The sequence below is a fragment of the Kitasatospora sp. NPDC101447 genome (genome assembly GCF_044767225.1).
Taxonomy (GTDB): Bacteria; Actinomycetota; Actinomycetes; order Streptomycetales; family Streptomycetaceae; genus Kitasatospora.
In genome coordinates, this window is sequence record NZ_JBIWNL010000037.1 from 71741 (window position 1) to 90279 (window position 18539).

Annotated in this window: 18 protein-coding genes and 1 riboswitch; of the genes, 8 read left to right on the forward strand and 10 right to left on the reverse strand. The window is 72.5% G+C overall.

Features of this window, described 5'->3' with window-relative positions; translation table 11 throughout:
* Positions 1 to 39: 39 nt before the first annotated feature.
* The 4 genes from groL to thrC form a co-directional block, all read right to left on the reverse strand.
* A complete protein-coding gene (gene groL / locus ACIRST_RS34540) occupies positions 40 to 1662 on the reverse strand; it encodes a chaperonin GroEL (protein WP_350525166.1) in 1623 nt (540 codons plus the stop codon).
* 335 nt (positions 1663 to 1997) lie between these two features.
* Entirely contained in the window at positions 1998 to 2201 is a 204-nt protein-coding gene (locus ACIRST_RS34545; protein ID WP_030289665.1) for a cold-shock protein, read from the reverse strand.
* Between the two features lie 538 nt (positions 2202 to 2739).
* On the reverse strand, positions 2740 to 3018 hold the full coding sequence (locus ACIRST_RS34550) for a ubiquitin-like small modifier protein 1 (protein ID WP_350525167.1): 279 nt from the start codon (positions 3016 to 3018) through the stop codon (positions 2740 to 2742).
* A 68-nt stretch (positions 3019 to 3086) separates the two neighbouring features.
* A complete protein-coding gene (gene thrC, locus ACIRST_RS34555; protein ID WP_350525168.1) occupies positions 3087 to 4367 on the reverse strand; it encodes a threonine synthase in 1281 nt (426 codons plus the stop codon).
* Between the two features lie 16 nt (positions 4368 to 4383).
* Positions 4384 to 4519, reverse strand: a riboswitch (SAM riboswitch).
* 147 nt (positions 4520 to 4666) lie between these two features.
* Here thrC and ACIRST_RS34560 point away from each other — a divergent pair.
* Together ACIRST_RS34560 and ACIRST_RS34565 are read left to right on the forward strand one after the other, a co-directional pair.
* The gene (locus tag ACIRST_RS34560) at positions 4667 to 5695 is read left to right on the forward strand and encodes a glucosyl-3-phosphoglycerate synthase (RefSeq protein WP_350525169.1); all 1029 of its coding nucleotides are present in this window, start codon (positions 4667 to 4669) and stop codon (positions 5693 to 5695) included.
* Positions 5696 to 5733: 38 nt separating this feature from the next.
* Positions 5734 to 7218 carry a trehalose-6-phosphate synthase gene (locus ACIRST_RS34565; protein WP_396549345.1) on the forward strand — a complete coding sequence of 495 codons (1485 nt, stop codon included), beginning with the start codon at positions 5734 to 5736 and terminating at the stop codon, positions 7216 to 7218.
* Here ACIRST_RS34565 and otsB read toward each other — a convergent pair.
* Together otsB and ACIRST_RS34575 are read right to left on the reverse strand one after the other, a co-directional pair.
* Entirely contained in the window at positions 7205 to 8044 is an 840-nt protein-coding gene (gene otsB / locus ACIRST_RS34570; RefSeq protein ID WP_402807459.1) for a trehalose-phosphatase, read from the reverse strand. The genes ACIRST_RS34565 and otsB overlap by 14 nt on opposite strands.
* Before the next feature lie 51 nt (positions 8045 to 8095).
* Positions 8096 to 8323, reverse strand: a complete 228-nt coding sequence (locus tag ACIRST_RS34575; protein WP_350525172.1) for a DUF3263 domain-containing protein — start codon at positions 8321 to 8323, stop codon at positions 8096 to 8098.
* Positions 8324 to 8424: 101 nt separating this feature from the next.
* Between ACIRST_RS34575 and ACIRST_RS34580 the strand changes: the two genes are divergently transcribed.
* A complete protein-coding gene (locus ACIRST_RS34580) occupies positions 8425 to 8775 on the forward strand; it encodes a cupin domain-containing protein (protein ID WP_350525173.1) in 351 nt (116 codons plus the stop codon).
* 79 nt (positions 8776 to 8854) lie between these two features.
* Here the strand turns inward: ACIRST_RS34580 and ACIRST_RS34585 are convergent, their stop codons facing one another.
* Complete coding sequence (locus ACIRST_RS34585) at positions 8855 to 10135, reverse strand: extracellular solute-binding protein (protein ID WP_402807463.1); 1281 nt, start codon at positions 10133 to 10135, stop codon at positions 8855 to 8857.
* 325 nt (positions 10136 to 10460) lie between these two features.
* Here ACIRST_RS34585 and ACIRST_RS34590 point away from each other — a divergent pair, with 325 nt between their 5' ends.
* Together ACIRST_RS34590 and nagA are read left to right on the forward strand one after the other, a co-directional pair.
* A complete protein-coding gene (locus tag ACIRST_RS34590; RefSeq protein WP_402807466.1) occupies positions 10461 to 11408 on the forward strand; it encodes an ROK family protein in 948 nt (315 codons plus the stop codon).
* On the forward strand, positions 11405 to 12601 hold the full coding sequence (gene nagA, locus ACIRST_RS34595) for an N-acetylglucosamine-6-phosphate deacetylase (RefSeq protein ID WP_402807469.1): 1197 nt from the start codon (positions 11405 to 11407) through the stop codon (positions 12599 to 12601). Before ACIRST_RS34590 ends, nagA begins: the two co-directional genes overlap by 4 nt.
* 107 nt (positions 12602 to 12708) lie before the next feature.
* Here the strand turns inward: nagA and ACIRST_RS34600 are convergent, their stop codons facing one another.
* Both ACIRST_RS34600 and ACIRST_RS34605 read right to left on the reverse strand, forming a co-directional pair.
* Positions 12709 to 13710 carry a hypothetical protein gene (locus ACIRST_RS34600; protein WP_350525661.1) on the reverse strand — a complete coding sequence of 334 codons (1002 nt, stop codon included), beginning with the start codon at positions 13708 to 13710 and terminating at the stop codon, positions 12709 to 12711.
* Between the two features lie 190 nt (positions 13711 to 13900).
* The gene (locus ACIRST_RS34605) at positions 13901 to 15700 is read right to left on the reverse strand and encodes a diguanylate cyclase domain-containing protein (RefSeq protein ID WP_350525662.1); all 1800 of its coding nucleotides are present in this window, start codon (positions 15698 to 15700) and stop codon (positions 13901 to 13903) included.
* A gap of 363 nt (positions 15701 to 16063) precedes the next feature.
* On the opposite strand from ACIRST_RS34605, the gene ACIRST_RS34610 reads away from it, so the two are divergent.
* A complete protein-coding gene (locus ACIRST_RS34610) occupies positions 16064 to 16600 on the forward strand; it encodes a flavin reductase family protein (protein WP_396549438.1) in 537 nt (178 codons plus the stop codon).
* A 35-nt stretch (positions 16601 to 16635) separates the two neighbouring features.
* Here the strand turns inward: ACIRST_RS34610 and arfB are convergent, their stop codons facing one another.
* Positions 16636 to 17070 carry an alternative ribosome rescue aminoacyl-tRNA hydrolase ArfB gene (gene arfB, locus ACIRST_RS34615; RefSeq protein WP_402807473.1) on the reverse strand — a complete coding sequence of 145 codons (435 nt, stop codon included), beginning with the start codon at positions 17068 to 17070 and terminating at the stop codon, positions 16636 to 16638.
* Positions 17071 to 17198: 128 nt separating this feature from the next.
* On the opposite strand from arfB, the gene ACIRST_RS34620 reads away from it, so the two are divergent.
* Together ACIRST_RS34620 and ACIRST_RS34625 are read left to right on the forward strand one after the other, a co-directional pair.
* Complete coding sequence (locus ACIRST_RS34620) at positions 17199 to 17696, forward strand: hypothetical protein (RefSeq protein WP_402807475.1); 498 nt, start codon at positions 17199 to 17201, stop codon at positions 17694 to 17696.
* Positions 17697 to 17832: 136 nt separating this feature from the next.
* Positions 17833 to 18408: a TerD family protein gene (locus ACIRST_RS34625; protein WP_350525666.1), complete on the forward strand. Its 576-nt coding sequence runs from the start codon at positions 17833 to 17835 to the stop codon at positions 18406 to 18408.
* Positions 18409 to 18539: the final 131 nt, after the last annotated feature.

The following is an 18539-nucleotide window of genomic DNA, read 5'->3' on the forward strand; positions in this document are numbered from 1 at the left end:
CGGACGAGGAACGAACCGATCCGATCGAAGCGATCAGGATCAGAAGTCCATGTCACCGCCCGGCATGCCGCCGCCGGCGGCCGCGGAGGCCTTCTCCGGCTTGTCGGCGATGACGGCCTCGGTGGTGAGGAACAGCGCCGCGATGGAGGCGGCGTTCTGCAGCGCGGAGCGGGTGACCTTGGCCGGGTCGATGATGCCCGCGGCGACCAGGTCGACGTACTCGTTGGTGGCGGCGTTCAGGCCGTGACCGGCGGGGAGGTTGCGCACCTTCTCCACCACGACGCCACCCTCCAGGCCGGCGTTGGTCGCGATCTGCTTGATCGGGGCCTCCAGCGCGACCTTGACGATGTTGGCACCGGTGGCCTCGTCGCCGTCCAGCTCCAGCTTGTCGAAGGCGACACCGGCCTGCAGCAGGGCGACGCCACCACCGGCGACGATGCCCTCCTCGACGGCGGCCTTGGCGTTGCGGACGGCGTCCTCGATGCGGTGCTTGCGCTCCTTGAGCTCCACCTCGGTGGCCGCGCCGGCCTTGATGACGGCCACGCCGCCGGCCAGCTTGGCGAGGCGCTCCTGGAGCTTCTCGCGGTCGTAGTCCGAGTCGCTGTTCTCGATCTCGGCGCGGATCTGGTTCACGCGGCCCGCGACCTGCTCGCTGTCGCCGCCACCGTCGACGATGGTGGTCTCGTCCTTGGTGATGACCACCTTGCGGGCGGTGCCCAGCAGGTCGATGCCGGCGTTCTCCAGCTTGAGGCCGACCTCCTCGGAGATCACGGTGCCACCGGTGAGGATGGCGATGTCGCCGAGCATGGCCTTGCGGCGGTCGCCGAAGCCCGGGGCCTTGACGGCGACGGACTTGAAGGTGCCGCGGATCTTGTTCACGACCAGGGTCGACAGGGCCTCGCCCTCGACGTCCTCGGCGATGATGACGAGCGGCTTGCCGCTCTGCATGACCTTCTCCAGCAGCGGGAGCAGGTCCTTGACCGAGCCGATCTTGGAGTTGGCGATGAGGATGTACGGGTCCTCGAACGTCGCCTCCATGCGCTCCAGGTCGGTGGCGAAGTAGGCGGAGATGTAGCCCTTGTCGAAGCGCATGCCCTCGGTGAGCTCAAGCTCCAGGCCGAAGGTGTTGCTCTCCTCGACGGTGATGACGCCTTCCTTGCCGACCTTGTCCATGGCCTCGGCGATCAGCTCGCCGATCTGGGTGTCGGCGGCGGAGATGGAGGCGGTGGAGGCGATCTGCTCCTTGGTCTCCACGTCCTTGGCCTGGGCCAGCAGCTGGTCGGAGACGGCCGCGACGGCCTTCTCGATGCCGCGCTTCAGGGCCATCGGGTTGGCGCCGGCGGCGACGTTGCGCAGACCCTCGCGAACCAGGGCCTGGGCGAGCACGGTGGCGGTGGTGGTGCCGTCACCCGCGACGTCGTCCGTCTTCTTGGCGACCTCCTTGACGAGCTCCGCACCGATCTTCTCGTACGGGTCTTCGAGCTCGATCTCCTTGGCGATGGAGACACCGTCGTTGGTGATCGTGGGGGCGCCCCACTTCTTCTCCAGCACGACGTTGCGACCCTTGGGGCCGAGCGTGACCTTCACTGCGTCGGCGAGCTGGTTCATGCCACGCTCAAGGCCGCGGCGAGCTTCCTCATCAAAGGCGATGATCTTGGCCATCAGAAGTGGTCCTCCGGGACACGGTCGACTGCTCGGACCAAGGGGTGCCCGCGACGGACGGCCCTGGTGTGCGGGGGTCTTTTCCCCTACCGCTCCCGGGGGCCTCACCGACCCGGTCCGCTGTCACTCTCACGCTGTGAGTGCTAACGCCAATGATTAGCACTCCGGGTGGTCGAGTGCAAGCCCAATCGCCAACCCGCGAGCCGCCGCTGGGACCACCCCCGGGGGCCGCCCGGGAACGGCGACGGGCCCGTACGACGCGTGTCGTACGGGCCCGTCGAGAAGCGAGCGGTCACCAGCCGTGGGCCGCGCCGAGCTCCTGGAGTCGGAAGGGGTCAGACCGCCGCGCGAACCATGTCCGCCTGCGGGCCCTTCTGTCCCTGGGAAATCTCGAACTCGACCCGCTGGCCCTCCTCAAGGGTGCGGTAGCCGTCCATCTGGATCGCGCTGTAGTGGACGAAGACGTCCGCACCACCGTCGACCGCGATAAAGCCGTAGCCCTTCTCCGCGTTGAACCACTTGACGGTGCCCTGAGCCATTCCGAACTCCCCTAGTGCTGTGCTGGCCCTTCACGCGCCCGCAGGTCGCGGGCCCGGGTTGGTTGACGGCCCACCCGGGGAACCCCCCCTGGGCGCGGCCGTGCACGCCGCAACCCTCCGCACGGAACGCCCAACGGGCTCCGGTGAGCGGGTGATTGCGTCGACCGCCGCTGAATGTATCCGGACCGAAGCCCTCTGCAACAGGGTCAACCGCCGGTAATTCCGCCCCGCCGGCAAGGGACAGGACGGGCCGAACCGGAAAAATCTCGGCATTCCACGCGGGACATAGCGGACGAATTACCCAAATCCCCGCGGTAATTCTGACATCGGCCTGACATGTTTCACGGCCCGGTCCCATCGGCCGGGCCCTGCCCGGCGGAACGCCGCGAACGGCCGAGAGGGAACCCCTGTTCCCAACCGAGCGACACTCTACTCCGACTCGACCCGGAAATATTCCCGCCGGAATGCAACCGGCCGCCCGTACATACGGAGAGCGGAATTCCGTACGTACGGGCGGCCGAATGGCGCGCGGGACGGCTCAGCAGCCGCCGGCCACCGCCGGAATGATCGAGACGCCGGCGCCGTCCTCGATCTCGGTCGCCAGGCCCTCGGCGAAGCGCACGTCGTCGTCGTTCACGTAGACGTTGACGAAACGGCGCAGCTTGCCGGTGTCGTCCAGGATGCGGGCGGAGATGCCCGCGTGGTTCTTCTCCAGGTCGGCGATGACCTCGCCCAGGGTGGCGCCCTCGGCGGTCACCTCGGCGGCGCCGCCGGTGTAGGTGCGCAGGATGGTGGGGATGCGGACGTTGGCGCTCATGACTCTCCTTGCGGGGGTGCGGCCCTGCGGGGCAGCGGTCGGGGCGGGCACGGGGCCGGCGGCGTGGTTCAGGCGGACGCGAGGCCGGCGGCGCGGAACGCGTCCAGCGTCGGGCGGATGACGGCGCTCATCCCGGCGTCGGAGACGGCGTCCAGGGTCTTCAGGCCGTCGCCGGTGTTGATCGCGACGGTCTCCTTGGCCGGGTCCAGCTGCCCGGTCTCGACCAGCTTCTTCAGCACGCCGACGGTCACCCCGCCCGCGGTCTCGGCGAAGATGCCCTCGGTCCGCGCCAGCAGCCGGATCGCCGCCACGACCTCGGCGTCCGTGACGTCCTCCACCGCGCCGCCCGTGCGGCGGGCGATGTCCAGCACGTACGGGCCGTCGGCCGGGTTGCCGATCGCCAGCGACTTGGCGATGGTGTCCGGCTTGACCGGCTTGATCACGTCCCGGCCGGCCTTGAAGGCGGCCGACACCGGGGAGCAGCCCTCGGCCTGGGCGCCGAAGACCCGGTACGGCCGGTCCTCGACCAGGCCGAGCTTGATCAGCTCCTGCAGCCCCTTGTCGATCTTCGTCAGCTGGGAGCCCGAGGCGATCGGGATCACGATCTGCTCCGGCAGCCGCCAGCCGAGCTGCTCGCAGATCTCGTACGCCAGCGTCTTGGAGCCCTCGCCGTAGTACGGCCGCAGGTTGACGTTGACGAAGCCCCAGCCCTCGCCGGCCGGGTCCCCGATCAGCTCCGAGCAGAAGCGGTTCACGTCGTCGTAGTTGCCCTCGATGCCGACCAGCTCGCCGCCGTACACCCCGGCCATGACGACCTTGCCCTGCTCCAGGTCGTGCGGGATGAACACGCAGGACCGGAAGCCGGCCCGGGCGGCCGCCGCGCCCACCGCACCGGCCAGGTTGCCGGTGGAGGAGCAGGACAGCGTCGTGTAGCCGAACGCCCGCGCCGCCTCGATGGCGCAGGCCACCACGCGGTCCTTGAACGAGTGCGTCGGGTTCCCGGAGTCGTCCTTGATGTGCAGCTGCGCGGTGAAGCCGAGCTCGCGGCCCAGATTGTCCGCCTTCACCAGCGGGGTCCAGCCCGGGTTCAGGTTGGGCTTGGACGCGACGTCGGCCGGCACCGGCAGCAGCGGCGCGTACCGCCAGACCGAAGTCGGGCCGGCCTCGATCCGCTTGCGCAGCTCCTCGGCGCCCTCGCTGCCGAACTCGTAGGCGATCTCCAGCGGGCCGAAGCACTCCAGGCACGCGAAGCTGGGACCGAGCGGGAAGCGGGTTCCGCACTCCCGACAGGACAGGGCGGCAGCGGGGCCGAGGTCCACGGAAACTGGTGCGGCAGTGTCGATAGCCATGACGGCGAGGCCTCTCTCCTCATCTTCCCCGCAGCGCGGACGCGCCACAGGCCGGAATTGGCACCTGTCCCGCCGGGGCCTGTCGTCGACAGCCGCGCGAGAAGGTTGCCGGGACGTCAACGGGCCGTTCCCTCAGTCCCTCTGGATGAGCTTGTGAAATTGTGGTGGTGCTCGACGGCGACCCCGGCGTGCATGGGTCCTACCGCTGTACGAAGACTGTATCCGAAGGCGCCAATCCTGAACGGGACCGTCCGCCACGCGAGATGACCCGTCCCACCCGACCCGCCGAGGAGACTTCCGTGCCCGCCGAACCGACTCCCGAGCTCCTCCCGCAGGCGGCGTCCTGGCTGCGCCGCCGCTCCTGGAGCGCGGCCGACCGGCCGGTCGACACCCTCCTCGCGGCCAAGGAACGCACCGGCCGCACGATCAGCGTCGTCCTCCCCGCCTTGGACGAGGAGGCCACCGTCGGCGACATCGTCCGCACCGTCCGCCGCGAGCTGATGGAACGCCTCCCGCTGGTCGACGAACTCGTCGTGGTCGACTCCGGCTCCACCGACGCCACGGCCGAGGCCGCCGCCGAGGCCGGCGCCCGGGTGGAGCACCGCGACGCCATCCTGCCCCGGCTGCCCGCCGCCCCCGGCAAGGGCGAGGTGCTCTGGCGCTCGCTGCTGGTCACCCGCGGCGACATCGTCTGCTTCGTGGACGCCGACCTGCGCGAGTTCGACCCGGCCTTCGTCTCCGGCATCGTCGGGCCGCTGCTGACCGACGAGTCCATCCAGCTGGTCAAGGCCATGTACGACCGCCCCCTCGAAGTCGCACTGAGCGGCTCCGCCGCGGGGGACCGCGCCGCCGTCCTCCCGGCCGGCGGCGGCCGGGTCACCGAACTCGTCGCCCGCCCCCTCCTCAACCTGCACTGGCCGGAACTCGCCGGCTTCGTCCAACCCCTCGGCGGCGAGTACGCGGCCCGCCGCTCACTGCTCGAACGGCTGCCCTTCCCCACCGGCTACGGCGTCGAACTCGGCCTGCTCGTCGACGCGTTGGAGCTGGTCGGCCTGGACGCCCTGGCCCAGGTGGACGTCGGCGTCCGGCACCACCGCCACCAGGACGGCCAGGCCCTCGGCCGGATGGCCGCCACCATCTACCGCACCGCGCTCGAACGCCTCGACCGCGCCCACCGGCTCAAGGCCTCCGCCGACCTGGTCCGCCCGGAGCTCACCCAGTTCGCCCGCGACCCGGAGACCCGCGCCTTCCTCGCCCACACCCACCCGGTGACCGCCCTGGAACGCCCCCCGATGCACACCGTCCCCGAATACGCCACCCACCGATGACGGGTTTGCCACGCCGAGCGCCCGGCAACATGCCAACCATGGGCGATCTCACGACCGAACGTTCGAGTGCGACCGGCACCGCCCCCGTCCTGGTGGCCTCCAACCGGGGACCGGTGTCGTTCAGCACCGCCGACGACGGCACGCTGACCCTGCGGCGCGGCGGCGGGGGCCTGGTCTCCGGCCTCTCCGCCATCGACGACCCGAACGCCGTCTGGGTCTGCGCGGCCCTCGGCGCCGCGGACCGCAGAGCCGCCGCGGAAGCCCCCGACGGCCGCCTCGACCTGGCCGGCCACGACGTCGGCGGGCAGGCCGTCCGAATGCTGGACATCGACCCCGAGACCTTCGCCCGCGCCTACAACGGCGTCGCCAACTCCACCCTCTGGTTCGTCCACCACCTGCTCTACGCGACCCCCACCGCCCCCGCCTTCGACGCCGACTTCCGCACCGAATGGGCCGCCTACCGGGCCTACAACGCGGCCTTCGCCGAGGCGCTGGCCACCGAGGCCGCCCCGAACGCCGCCGTCCTCGTCCAGGACTACCACCTGTCCCTGGCCCCGGCGCTGCTCCGCGCCGCCCGCCCCGACCTGCGGATCGGCCACTTCTCGCACACCCCCTGGGCCCCGCCCGAGTACTACCGGATGCTCCCCGACGACGTCGCCCGCGCCGTCCTCACCGGCATCCTCGGCGCCGACCGGGCCGGCTTCCTCACCGAACGCTGGGCCCGCGCCTTCGCCGCCTGCTGCGCGGACCTCCTCGGCGCCGACGTCGACCACGAGGCGCTCACCGTCACCCTCGACGGCCGCACCACCGCCCTCGGCGTCCACGCCCTCGGCGCCGACGCCGACTTCCTGCGCGAACGCTCCCACCGCCCCGACGTGGACGAACGCCTCGCCGCCCTGCGCGAGGCCGTCGGCGAGCGCCGCACGATCGTCCGGGTCGACCGCACCGAGCTGAGCAAGAACATCGTCCGCGGCCTGCTGGCCTACCGGCACCTGCTCCGCACCCGCCCCGAGTGGCACGACCGCGTGGTCCACATCGCCTTCGCCTACCCGTCGCGGACCGACCTGGCCGAGTACCGCAACTACACGGCGCAGGTCCGCGAACTCGCCGACGCCATCGACACCGAGTTCGCCACCCCGGACTGGCAGCCCCTGATCCTGCACGTCGACGACGACTTCCCGCGCTCCCTCGCCGCCTACCGCCTGGCCGACGTCGCCCTGGTGAACCCGATCCGGGACGGCATGAACCTGGTGGCCAAGGAGGTCCCGGTCGTCTCCGACCGCGGCTGCGCCCTGGTCCTCTCCCGGGAGGCCGGCGCCCACGCGGAACTGGCCGACGACGCCCTGACGGTCAACCCGTACGACGTCATCGCCACCGCCGACGCCCTGCACACCGCGCTGACCATGCCCGAGGAGGAGCGCGCCGGCCGCACCAAGCGCCTCGCGGCGGCGGCCACCGCACTCCCCCCGCAGCAGTGGTTCCTCGACCAGCTCAACGCGCTGGCCCCGCTCAACTCCCGGTGAGGGCCTCCCCCAACGCCGCCAACAGCTCCACCACCCCGGCCGGCCCCGCGACCACCAGGTCCGCGCGGTCGGCCAGCTCCTTCACCGGCGCGTCCCCGACCGCCGCGCTGCACACCAGCAGCCCGGCCAGCCCGTCCCCGCGCAGCTCCTCCACCGCCGCGAACGCCGCCACGTCCCCGAGGTCATCGCCCGCGTACAGCACCGACCGGGCGCCGCGCTCCCGCAGGAACCCGGTCAGCGCCGCGCCCTTGTCCACCCCCGGCGGCCGGAGCTCCAGCACCAGCCGTCCGGGCTCCACCACCAGCCCGTACTCGGCGGCCAGCTCCGCCACCGGCGCCCGCAGCAGCTCCAAGGTCTCCTCGGGCGCCGCCGTACGCCGCGTGTGCACCGCCACCGAGCGCCCCTTGTCCTCCACCCACACCCCCTCGGGTGCCCCCACCCGGGCCGTCACCAGCGGCAACGCCTCCCGCGCCACGGACACCCCCGGGTGCACCTCCGGCGCCGTCACCTCGCCGCCCTCCCAGCGCTCGGCCCCGTAGTGCCCGAGCACCACGACCCCCGGCACCCCGGCCAGCCCGCCGTACTCCACCGCCAGCGCCGCCGGCCGCCCCGTCACCACCACCACGGCCCCGACCGCCGGGGCCAGCACCCGCAGCGCCCCCGCCACCCCCGGATGCGCCCTCGCCTGCCCGGGGTCGGCCACGATCGGCGCCAACGTCCCGTCGAAGTCCAGCCCGATCACCGCGTCCCGGGGCGCCCGCAGGATCGCGCGCACCCCGTCCCGCCCGGCCTCGGTCCCCGGCACCCACGTCTCTTCGAATCCCATACCGAGGCCCATACCCCCCGGCCGCCCGCAGCCCACCCCTTCACCGGCTCCCTAGCGGGCCGCCCGTCGAGCGGCCCGGATCCGCCGCAGCCGATTGACCAGCACCGGCGCGTGCGCCAGCGCTTCCTCCCGGTCCAGCAGCGCGTTCAGCAGCTGGTAGTACCGCGTGGAGGAGAGCCCCAGCTCCTCCCGGATGGCCCGCTCCTTGGCCCCCGCCGTCCGCCACTGGCGCCCCTCCAGCGCCAGCACCGCCCGGTCCCGCTCACTCAGCTCGCCCACCGCGCACACCTCCGCCGACCACTACGGAGTGTCATTCTCCCGCGCGACCCCGACACACAGTGCTCGCCCCACCGCTCTCCGGCCCCGGCTAACGTCACCCCATGACCACGCCCAGCTTCGTCCTGAACATCCCCGCGGCCGACCTCGAACCCGACCCGCTCGACCCGTCCCAGATCGTCTCCGGCACCCCCGAGGTCACCGGCAGGGTCCTCTCCGAGTCCGCGGACGGCCGCCAGCTGCGCGGCCTCTGGCAGATCACCCCCGGTGTGGTCACCGACGTCGAGGCCGACGAGATGTTCGTGGTCCTCAGCGGCCGGGCCACCATCGAGATCGAGGGCGGCCCGACCCTGGAGGTCGGCCCCGGCGACTGCGCGGTGCTGCGCGAGGGCGACCGCACCACGTGGACGGTCCACGAGACCCTCCGCAAGGCCTACGCGATCACGCTCCCCTGAGCGGAGACGCACCGAGGCCCGGCCCCGAACCACCGGGACCGGGCCTCCGCGGCACGGCGTGGGCCGGACGACGGGGCCCCTACTTGCGGACCCGCGCCGCCTCCTTGACCGCCGCGTCCTGCAGCCCCCCGAGCACCTGCTTCGGGTCCCCCGTCACGGCCTGCCCGATCCCCGCCTTGATCCGGTTGCTGACCTCGCCCCAGGCCGGGTCCCCGAACGGGTAGAAGCTCGCGTTGGTCAGCCCGACCGCGAACTGCTTGAGGTCGGCGTGCTTCGGGTCCGTCGTCATCTGGTTGAACGCGTCCTGGGTGACCGGCAGCAGGTTGTACTGCTCGTCGAACTTCAGCTGGTTGTCCCGGTTGTAGACGAACGACAGGAACTTCTTGATCTCGTTCTTGTGCCCGTTCGCCTTGAACGCCATCATCCAGTCCGCGACGCCGAGGCTCCCCGTCCGGCCCACGCCGTCCTTCTTCGGGATCGGCGCCGTCCCGAAGTCGATGTTCCCGGTGGTCGCCATCCGCAGCAGCGTCGGATGCCCGTTCAGCATCGCGACCTTCCCGGCGGCGAAGTCCTGGAACACCGGGGTGCGGTTCATCTTCCCCGGGTCCGGGTACGTCAGGCCGGTGCTCACCAGGTTGCTCTTCAGCCAGCCGAAGGTGGCCTGGTTCTGGGCGCTGTCGATGGTGTAGTTGCCCACGTCGTCGGAGATGCTCCCGCCGCCGCTCAGCGTCCACAGCATGGACTCCGCGGGCGCCTCCTCCGGCCCCAGCGGAAGCCCGTACGGGGTCACCCCCGGCACCTTGGCCTTGATCTTCTCCGCGTCCTGCTTCAGCTCGCTCCAGGTGGCGGGCGGCTGCGCGATCCCCGCCTGCCGGAACACCGCCTTGTTGTAAAAGAGCACCCGTGACGAGGACACGAACGGGATCCCGTACTGGATGCCGAGCACCTGCCCGGCGTGCGCGAAGCCGTCCAGGAAGTTCGCCTGGGCGTCCATCGTGAGCACGTCGGACGCCGGGTACAGCCGGTCCGCCGCGACCTGGTCGGCGAAGCCGCCGGTCTGCAGCAGGTCCGGCGACTTCCCGGCCGCGATCATGTCGTCGACCTTCTTGCCGATCTCGGTCCAGCTGTCGACCTCGACGCTGACCTTGATCCCGGGGTTGGCGGCCTCGAAGTCCTTGGCGACCGCGTCCCAGTAGCGCTTGGAGCCGGTCTCCTGGTTCTCCCCGTAGTCCGCGGCGACCAGCTTGAGGGTGACGGTCCCGTCGCCCTGCCCGCTGCACGCGCCGACACCGGTGAGTGCCACCGCTCCGGCCAGCACACTGCCGAGCACACGGGTGGGAACGTGGACGCGCCTGTTCAACGCGGGTACCGCCTTAGGGGAAGAACTGCCGCCGGAACGAGGGATTCCGGCAGGGGGGAGGCGCCACACTGCCAAACCGGCGGAGCACTGGTCCACACCACTGGGCCGCCCCGCCGCAATGGTTACCGAAGTGCCCCGGGTCGTTGCGCGATGCGCAACACCGGCGCGCCCGAGCACCTCCCGGACAACCCCCGGACACCCCCCGTACGCCCCCGCCCAAAGCCCCGCACACCCCCGCAGCTGCGACAAAGCTCACCCAGTATGGACCAGACCAATCCGACAACTGGACTAGACCTCTTCTATCCACCAAGGGAAACTGTCCTCCGTGAAGCACGTCATCGCACTCGATGTAGGCGGCACCGGCATGAAGGCCGCGCTGCTCGCCCAGGACGGCTCCGTGCTGTTCGAGGCACGCCGACCGACCGGGCGGGAGCACGGCACGGACGCCGTCGTCGCCGCCATCCTCGACTTCGCCACCGACCTGGCCGAGGAGGGCCGCCGCCGCTTCGGCGTCGCCCCGCTCGCGGCCGGGGTGGCCGTTCCGGGCACGATCGACGAGAGAAACGGAATCGCGGTCTTCTCCGCCAACCTCGGCTGGCGGGACCTCCCCCTGCGCACGCTCCTCGGCGGGCGGCTGGCCGGTCCCGACGGCACCGCGATGCCGGTGGCGCTCGGCCACGACGTGCGTTCGGGCGGCCTGGCCGAGGGCCGGCTCGGCGCCGGCCGGGGCGTCGACCGCTTCCTGTTCATCGCCCTCGGCACCGGCATCGCCGGCGCCATCGGCATCGGCGGCCGGATCGAGGCGGGCGCGCACGGCTACGGCGGCGAGATCGGCCACGTCGTGGTCCGCCCGGGCGGACCGCCGTGCGGCTGCGGTGCCCGCGGCTGCCTGGAGACCCTGGCCTCCGCCTCCGCCGTCTCGCGCGCCTGGGCCGAGGCCAGCGGCGACCCCGACGCCGACGCGGCATCCTGCGCCGCCGCGGTGGACGCCGGGGACGACCGCGCACTCGCGGTCTGGCAGCGGGCGGTCGACGCCCTGGCGGACGGCATCGTCCTCGCCCAGAGCCTGCTCGACCCGTCCACGGTGATCGTCGGCGGCGGGCTCGCCGAAGCCGGCGACACCCTCTTCACACCGCTTCGCGCGGCGGTCACCGAGCGCCTGACCTTCCAGATGCCCCCGAAGGTCGTTCCGGCCATGCTCAAAGACACCGCCGCGTCCCTGGGCGCGGGCCTGCTCGCCTGGGACCTGCTCTCGATGGAGGTGACCGCGTGACCACCGCGGACCGTGACCGTACTGTCCTGGCCGGTGCCCGGCTGGTCCTGCCCGGCGGTGTCGTCGAGGACGGCCGCCTGACCGTCCGGGGCGACCGGATCTCCGCCCTCACGAACGGCACGTTCGGCGGCGCCGCCGAACCCGGCGACCTCGACCTGACCGGTCACACCGTCGTCCCCGGCTTCGTGGACCTGCACGTCCACGGCGGCGGCGGCGCCTCCTACGCCTCCGGCAACGCCGAGGAGGCCCTGCTCGCCGCCCGAACCCACCTGCACCACGGCACCACCACCACCGTCGCCTCCACCGTCACCGGCGAGATCGACGAGCTCGCCCGCCAGGCCGCCGTCCTCTCCGAGCTCGTCGAGGACGACATCCTGGCCGGCATCCACTTCGAAGGCCCCTTCATCTCGCACAACCGCTGCGGCGCCCACCGCCCCGACCTGCTGCGCGAGCCCGACCCGGCGCTCGTCCGCAAACTCGTCGACGCCGCCCGCGGCCACGCCACCATGGTCACCCTCGCCCCCGAACTCCCCGGCGGCCTCGACTCGGTGCGCATGCTCGCCGACCTCGGCATCATCGCCGCCGTCGGCCACACCGACTCCGACTACGCCACCACCCTGCAGGCCATCGACGCCGGCGCCACCGTCGCCACCCACCTCTTCAACGCCATGCCGGCCATCGCCCACCGCGCCCCCGGCCCGATCGTCGCCCTGCTGGAGGACGAGCGGGTCACCGTCGAGCTGATCAACGACGGCGTGCACCTGCACCCCTCGGTCCTCGACCTCGCCTACGGCACCGCCGGCCCCCACCGCGTCGCCCTGATCACCGACGCCATGGGCGCCGCCGGCATGGGCGACGGCCTCTACCCCCTCGGCCCCCTCCAGGTCCGGGTCAGGGACGGCGTGGCCCGGCTGGTCGAGGGCGGCGCGATCGCCGGCTCCACCCTCACCCTGGACGTCGCGTTCCGGCGCTCGGTGACGGTCAACGGCCTGACCCTGAACCAGACCGTCGAATCGCTGTCCGCCACCCCGGCCCGGCTGCTCGGCCTCGACGACCGCATCGGCTCGCTGGAGACCGGCAAGCTCGCCGACCTCGTGGTGGTCGACTCCGAGAGCTTCGAGCTGGTCGCCGTCATGCGCCGCGGCCGCTGGGTCGTGGGCGCCGACCGGTTCTCCACCGTGAAGCCGGCCTGACCGAGCCTCCCGGACGAACTGCCTGAAGGAACCGCCCGGACAAAGCCGACGGCCGCCCTCCCCGCTGCGGGGAGGGCGGCCGTGGTGCGTCCGGAGGGCGGTCGGGCTCAGCCGCCCGGTTCGATGGTGATCTGGTCGATCAGGATCGACGCCCCGGCGGGCCCCGTGAAGGTCACCGAGTTCTGGCCGGCCTGGAACTGCGGCAGTATCCAGGTGGTGTACCAGGCCGACGCCTGGTCCTTGGGAGCGGGACCGTAGATCTTGTAGGTCACCCCGCTCGGCCAGTCCTTGCCGTTCACCGCGGCCGTGCCCTTGAGGTCGCCGCCCGAGTAGTTGTAGTGCACCGTCAGCTTGTACGTCCCGGCCGTGGCGATCTCACCGCTCCACGTCACCGAGCCGCCCGGCTGGAGGGTCAGGTAGCTGCCGTCGGCCGACTTGGCGCCCTTGACGGTGTTGCCGGAGGGCGCGTTCTGCGCCTGCAGCTGGCTCGCGTCCACGGTCGACGGGCCGGTGATCGGGGTGGCGCTCGCCGAGGGGCCGCCGCCGGCGGTCGAGGCGGTCGACCCCGGGGTGGCGGGGCCGGGCGCGGCGGTGGTGGCGGCGCCGCCCTTGGCGTTCTTGTCGCCGCCGTCCGGGTCGCCGCCCGTGGAGAGCGCTATCCCGGCGCCGATCGCGATGGCCGCGACCACGGCGACCGCGCCGATCACCGCGCCCTTGCTCCGGCCGCTGCTCGGCCGCTCGTCCCCCGGCTGCGGCCGGGAGTGCTCGGCGTAGCGGTTCTGCTGGGTGGGCGCGCCGCCGTACTCGGCCTGCTGCGGCACGCCGGGCTGACCGTACGGGGCCTGCGGCTGACCGCCCGGGTACCCCTGCTGCGGCATGCCCTGCTGGCCGTACGGCTGCTGCTGCCGCGGCGGGTAGCCGTAGCCGTACTGGGCGCGCCCGACCTCCATCGGCCGGTTGTAGGACGTGCGGGGAACACCCTGCTGCGGCTCGGCCGGCTGCCCGGTGGAGCCGTCGGCCGGGCGGTAGAGGTAGCCGAACGGGTCGTCGTCCTGCGGGGCACCGCCCCCCTGGCCCTCGGGCACTCCGTTGCTGCCGGCGGTCGTCACGGTGGTCTGTTCCCCCATCCGGTGCGCGCCGCCGGGCTGCGGGCGGCGCAGATCATGGACGCTGTCGTACCGGGCACCCTACCTGCCGCACGTGACAGCAGGAAAAGAACCCTTGACAACTCGCGGGTAACCGGGAACCCACCTGCGGTGTCGGGGGCGCCGGGGCCGTGTCGTCCGCCCGCGTCCGGTCTCAGCCCGCGCGCCGGTGCGAGCGCTCTCCGCGCGCCCCGCGCACCGCCCCGCCGCGGGCGCGCTTCTCGTCGTACATCCGCTCGTCGGCGGTCTGCAGCACCTCCTCGATGCTCATCCCGCAGCCCGCCCAGCCGATCCCGAGGCTCACCCCCACGCGCATCGCCCGGCCGTCGATCCGCATCGGCGGGATGATCGCGTTGCGCAGCCGGTGGGCGAGGTCCTTGGCCTCCTCGCGGCCGATGCCGTCGGCCAGCACCACGAACTCGTCGCCGCCGAGCCGGGCCACCGTGTCGCCGTCCCGGACGGCCTGGCTCAGCCGCCGGGCGACCTCGACCAGCACCGCGTCGCCCGCGTTGTGGCCGAACCGGTCGTTGATCGACTTGAAGCCGTCGAGGTCGCAGAAGAGCACCGCGAGCCCCTTGTCCACCGCGGCCGCGCCGCCGGAGCGGAACGGGGCGGACCAGGCGTCGCCGCCCGGCCCGTGGTCGGCCGGGACGACCGCGTGCACGTGCTCCCCGTAGCCCTGGCCGAGGCCGGGCGGCGGGACGCCCTCGGGCAGCCCGTAGCCGTGCACCGCCCCGGCGTACGGGTCCGCGCCCTCCAGCCCGTCGTGGGCCGCGTGGGCGCTGTAGGAGCTGTAGGAGTCGGCCGGGTAGCCGTACGACGGCGAGTAGGCCGCCTCGGCGGGGCCGGGCGCGGCGCCGACCGGCTGCGGCTGGGCGCAGAGCCGGCGAGCCAGCCGGGCCTTGAGCTCGGCGCCGTTGGGCAGGCCGGTGAGCGCGTCGTGGCTGGCCCGGTGGGCGAGCTGGAACTCGTGCCGCTTTCGGTCCTCGATGTCCTCGACGTGGGTGAGCAGGAAGCTGGGCCCCTCGGCCGCGTCCGCCACGATCGAGTTGCGCAGGCAGACCCACTGGTAGCCGCCGTCCCGCCGGGACAGCCGCAGCTCCGCCCGGCCGCTCTCGGCGCTGGTGCGCTCCAGCAGGGCCCGGTCCTCGGGGTGGACGAGGTCGGCGAAGCTCTGCTGGCGCAGCACCGCGCGGGGGCGGCCGAGCAGCCGGCAGAGCGCGTCGTTGACCCTGGTCAGCTGGCCGCGCCCGGCGCCGTGCAGTTCGGTGATGGCCATCCCGCTGGGCGCGTACTCGAACGCCTGGCGGAAGCTCTCCTCGCTGGCCCGCAGCGCCTGCTGCTCCTTCTCCAGGCGGGCCAGCGCGCGTTGCATCTCGGCCCGCAGCCGGGCGTTGCCGATCGCGATCGAGGCCTGCAGCGAGAACATCTCCAGCGCCTCGCGGGTCCATGCGCCGGGGCGCTTGCCGCTGCGCGGGCGGTCCACCGAGAGCACCCCGAGCAGGTCGCCGCCGGCACTGTACATCGGGGCGAGCAGCCCGTCGGCGGGGTGCCAGTCGTTGGCGTACACGGGCAGCGGGCCGTCCCCGATCCAGCGCGGGATGTCGCTGGCGACGGCCCAGCCGCGGTCGAACGGCAGGAAGCGCAGGGTGCCCCAGTGGTCGCTGACGCCGAGCAGCCGGTCCCAGGACTCCCGGGAGCCGACCTGGCCGAGCAGCACGGAGGGGCCGCCCATCGGGCTCTCCTCCAGCTCCCAGACGGCCGCCACCACGAGGTCGCCGTCCGGGCGGACCAGGCTGACCGCGGCGGCGTCGAAGCCGAGCCCGTGCACCGCGCCCTCGACGACGGCCTGCAGCGTGCCCGCCAGGCTGCGGGCAGCGTTGAGGTCCGCCACGACCCGGTGCAAGGTGCGGAGGGTCGCGAGACGGACGTACGGCTCCGACTCGGCTTCCATGCGGGGGCTCCCCGGCTGCTTCGGATAGTTCTTGATTGGTTATCGTCCGATTGCCAGAAGAACTGAATCACAGGGAGCACAGCGTTCGGCACGCTCGGTCAGCAATAGGGCGCCACTTGTGACTTAAATCACACGACACTAATGCGCCCGTAATCAGTTCATCCGCCCCATAACGGGACACAAAGTTCCATCCGGACCTTTTCTCCTGGTCGACCGCACCGGCCGCGGGCTGAAGCCGGCTGCACCCGCCGGTCCGTCCGCTTCACTCCTGCGGGTGAGTCCGACCGGCGGCCGCGACCCCGCGGGCGCGCCGCCGGTCCTACGACCAAGGCCCGATGCCGTTTCCCGCGGGTGACGACTACCGTGCGGTACGTGTACCCGTCCCCGCAGCCCGAAGCTGCCCCCCACGCCACGCCCGACGAGTTCCGGGCAGCACTCTCCCAGCTCGCCGCCGGCGTGAGCCTGGTGACCGTCCACGACCCGGAGGACGGCGAGGACATCGGCATGACCGCGACGTCCTTCCTCTCCGTGTCGCTGGAGCCGCCGCTGGTGCTGATCTCGGTCCGCGAGGACTCCCGGATGGACGAGGTGCTCTCCCGGGTCGACACCTGGGCGGTCTCGGTGCTGACCGAGGGGCAGAAGACGCTCGGCTCGCGCTTCGCGATGAAGGGCCGGCTCAGCGACCGGCTGCTGTTCGCGGACACCGCGCACCACCGCGGCCCGCGCACCGGCGCCCCGCTGGTCGAGGGCGCGCTGGCCACCGTCGAGTGCCGCACCGAACAGCGGATACCCGCGGGCGACCACACCCTGCTGCTCGGCCGCGTGCTGGAGGCCGTGGTACCCGACCCCGGCGGCCGTCCGCTGCTCTACTTCCGCGGTGGCTACCGCACCCTGGGCTGAGCTGCGCCGAACCGGGCCGGGCCGAGCGGGCCTGGCTACTCGCCGCCCCGCGGCAGCCGGCGGCCCTGCTTGACCTCGGAGCGGTGCCGCTTGTTGAACAGCCGGCGCTCGACCATCCCCCGGCTCGGCTTGGTCGCCCGCCGGGTCTTCGGCGGCGGCGCGCACGCCTCGGTCAGCAGCGCCGACAGCCGGGCCGCGGCCGCCTCCCGGTTGCGCCACTGCGAGCGGAACTCCGAGGCCTGGACCACCAGCACCCGGCCGTCCACCAGCCGCCCGGCCAGCCGCTCCAGGGCGCGCTCGCGCCACACCTCGGGCAGCGCCCCGGTGGACGCCACGTCGAAGCGCAGCTCGACCTTGGAGTCGGAGGTGTTGACGTGCTGGCCACCGGGGCCGGAGGAACGCGAGAAGCGCCAGACGAGCTCGGCGTCGGGGACGACCACCGACCCCCGTACGCGGATGGGCTCGGGCATGCGCCCATCATCCCGCGCTCGGCCGTCCGGGTCACCCGGTTAATCAGGCCCGCCTCCCCGGGCCCGGCACCCGAGCCCGGCACCCGGGCCGGGCACCCGGTTACCCGCACACGCCGCGAGCCCCGACAATGGCGTACGTGATCGAGCTCGGCTACTCCCTCTCCAACCGCTTCCCCGACCCCCCGCAGACGGACTACCGCACCGCGTCCGTGCACGCCCTGCGCTACGACCTGTTCTGCGGCGACGTCTACCTGGACGCCGAGGGCGCCGAGCTGTCCACCGCCTGGGGCTGGGTGCCGGTGCTCGACTTCGCCTGGGCGCTGTGCGACATCGCCGAGCACCTGGACCGCGACCCGGACGGCAGCCGGGCCGCCCGGGTGCAGACCGCCGACCTCGACTTCACCCAGAACACCGAGCTGCTGCGCTTCGCCCGCCGCTTCAACTGGGTCGAGGTCACCGCGACCTGGCTGCCGGACGAGCCGCCGGCCGTGGTCCGCCACAGCGACCTGCGGCGCGAGGCCCGGGACTTCCTCCAGGACACCCTCGCCGACCTGTTCGACATGCACCCCGACCTGGCCGACAACCCGAACGTCTGGTCGCTGCAGGGCCGGTTCCGCCGGATCTGACGGCCGTCTTTGCCAGGGCTTTGCCCCCGTGAATCACCCGCGCGAAGAATTCACGGACCCTGCGGAACCAAGCCGCCCGGGTATTGCGTTGTCCCGGGGAAAAGCGCACGAAGCGAACGAAGGGACAGCAAACGCCATGCCAGTGAGCCTCTCCAAGGGTGGCAACGTCTCGCTGACCAAGGAGGCCCCCGGCCTGTCCGCGGTCACCGTCGGCCTGGGCTGGGACGTCCGCACCACGACCGGCGCCGAATTCGACCTCGACGCCAGCGCGATCGTCCTGAACGCGGACGGCAAGGTGCTCTCCAACGCCCACTTCGTCTTCTTCAACAACACCAGCACGCCGGACAACACCGTCGTGCACACCGGTGACAACCGCACCGGCGAGGGCGCGGGCGACGACGAGTCGATCAACGTCAACCTGGCCGGCCTGCCGGCCGAGGCCACGAAGATCACCTTCCCGGTCACCATCTACGACGGCACCGCCCGCGGCCAGAGCTTCGGCCAGGTCCGCAACGCCTACATCCGCGTGGTGAACGCCGCCGGCGGCGCCGAGATCGCCCGCTACGACCTCTCCGAGGACGCCGCCACCGAGACCGCGATGATCTTCGGCGAGCTCTACCGCAACGGCAGCGAGTGGAAGTTCCGCGCCGTCGGCCAGGGCTACGCCTCCGGCCTGGCCGGCATCGCCCAGGACTTCGGCGTGCAGATCTGACGCACCCCTCCTGACAACGCCGCGGCGGGGGGGGGCCGGGGGGGCCCCGCCGCCCCCCCCCCGCGGAGTCAGCCGCGGGGGAGCAGGCGGGGGGCCCAAAACGGCGAGTGATATTAAAGGGGTTTGTGGAA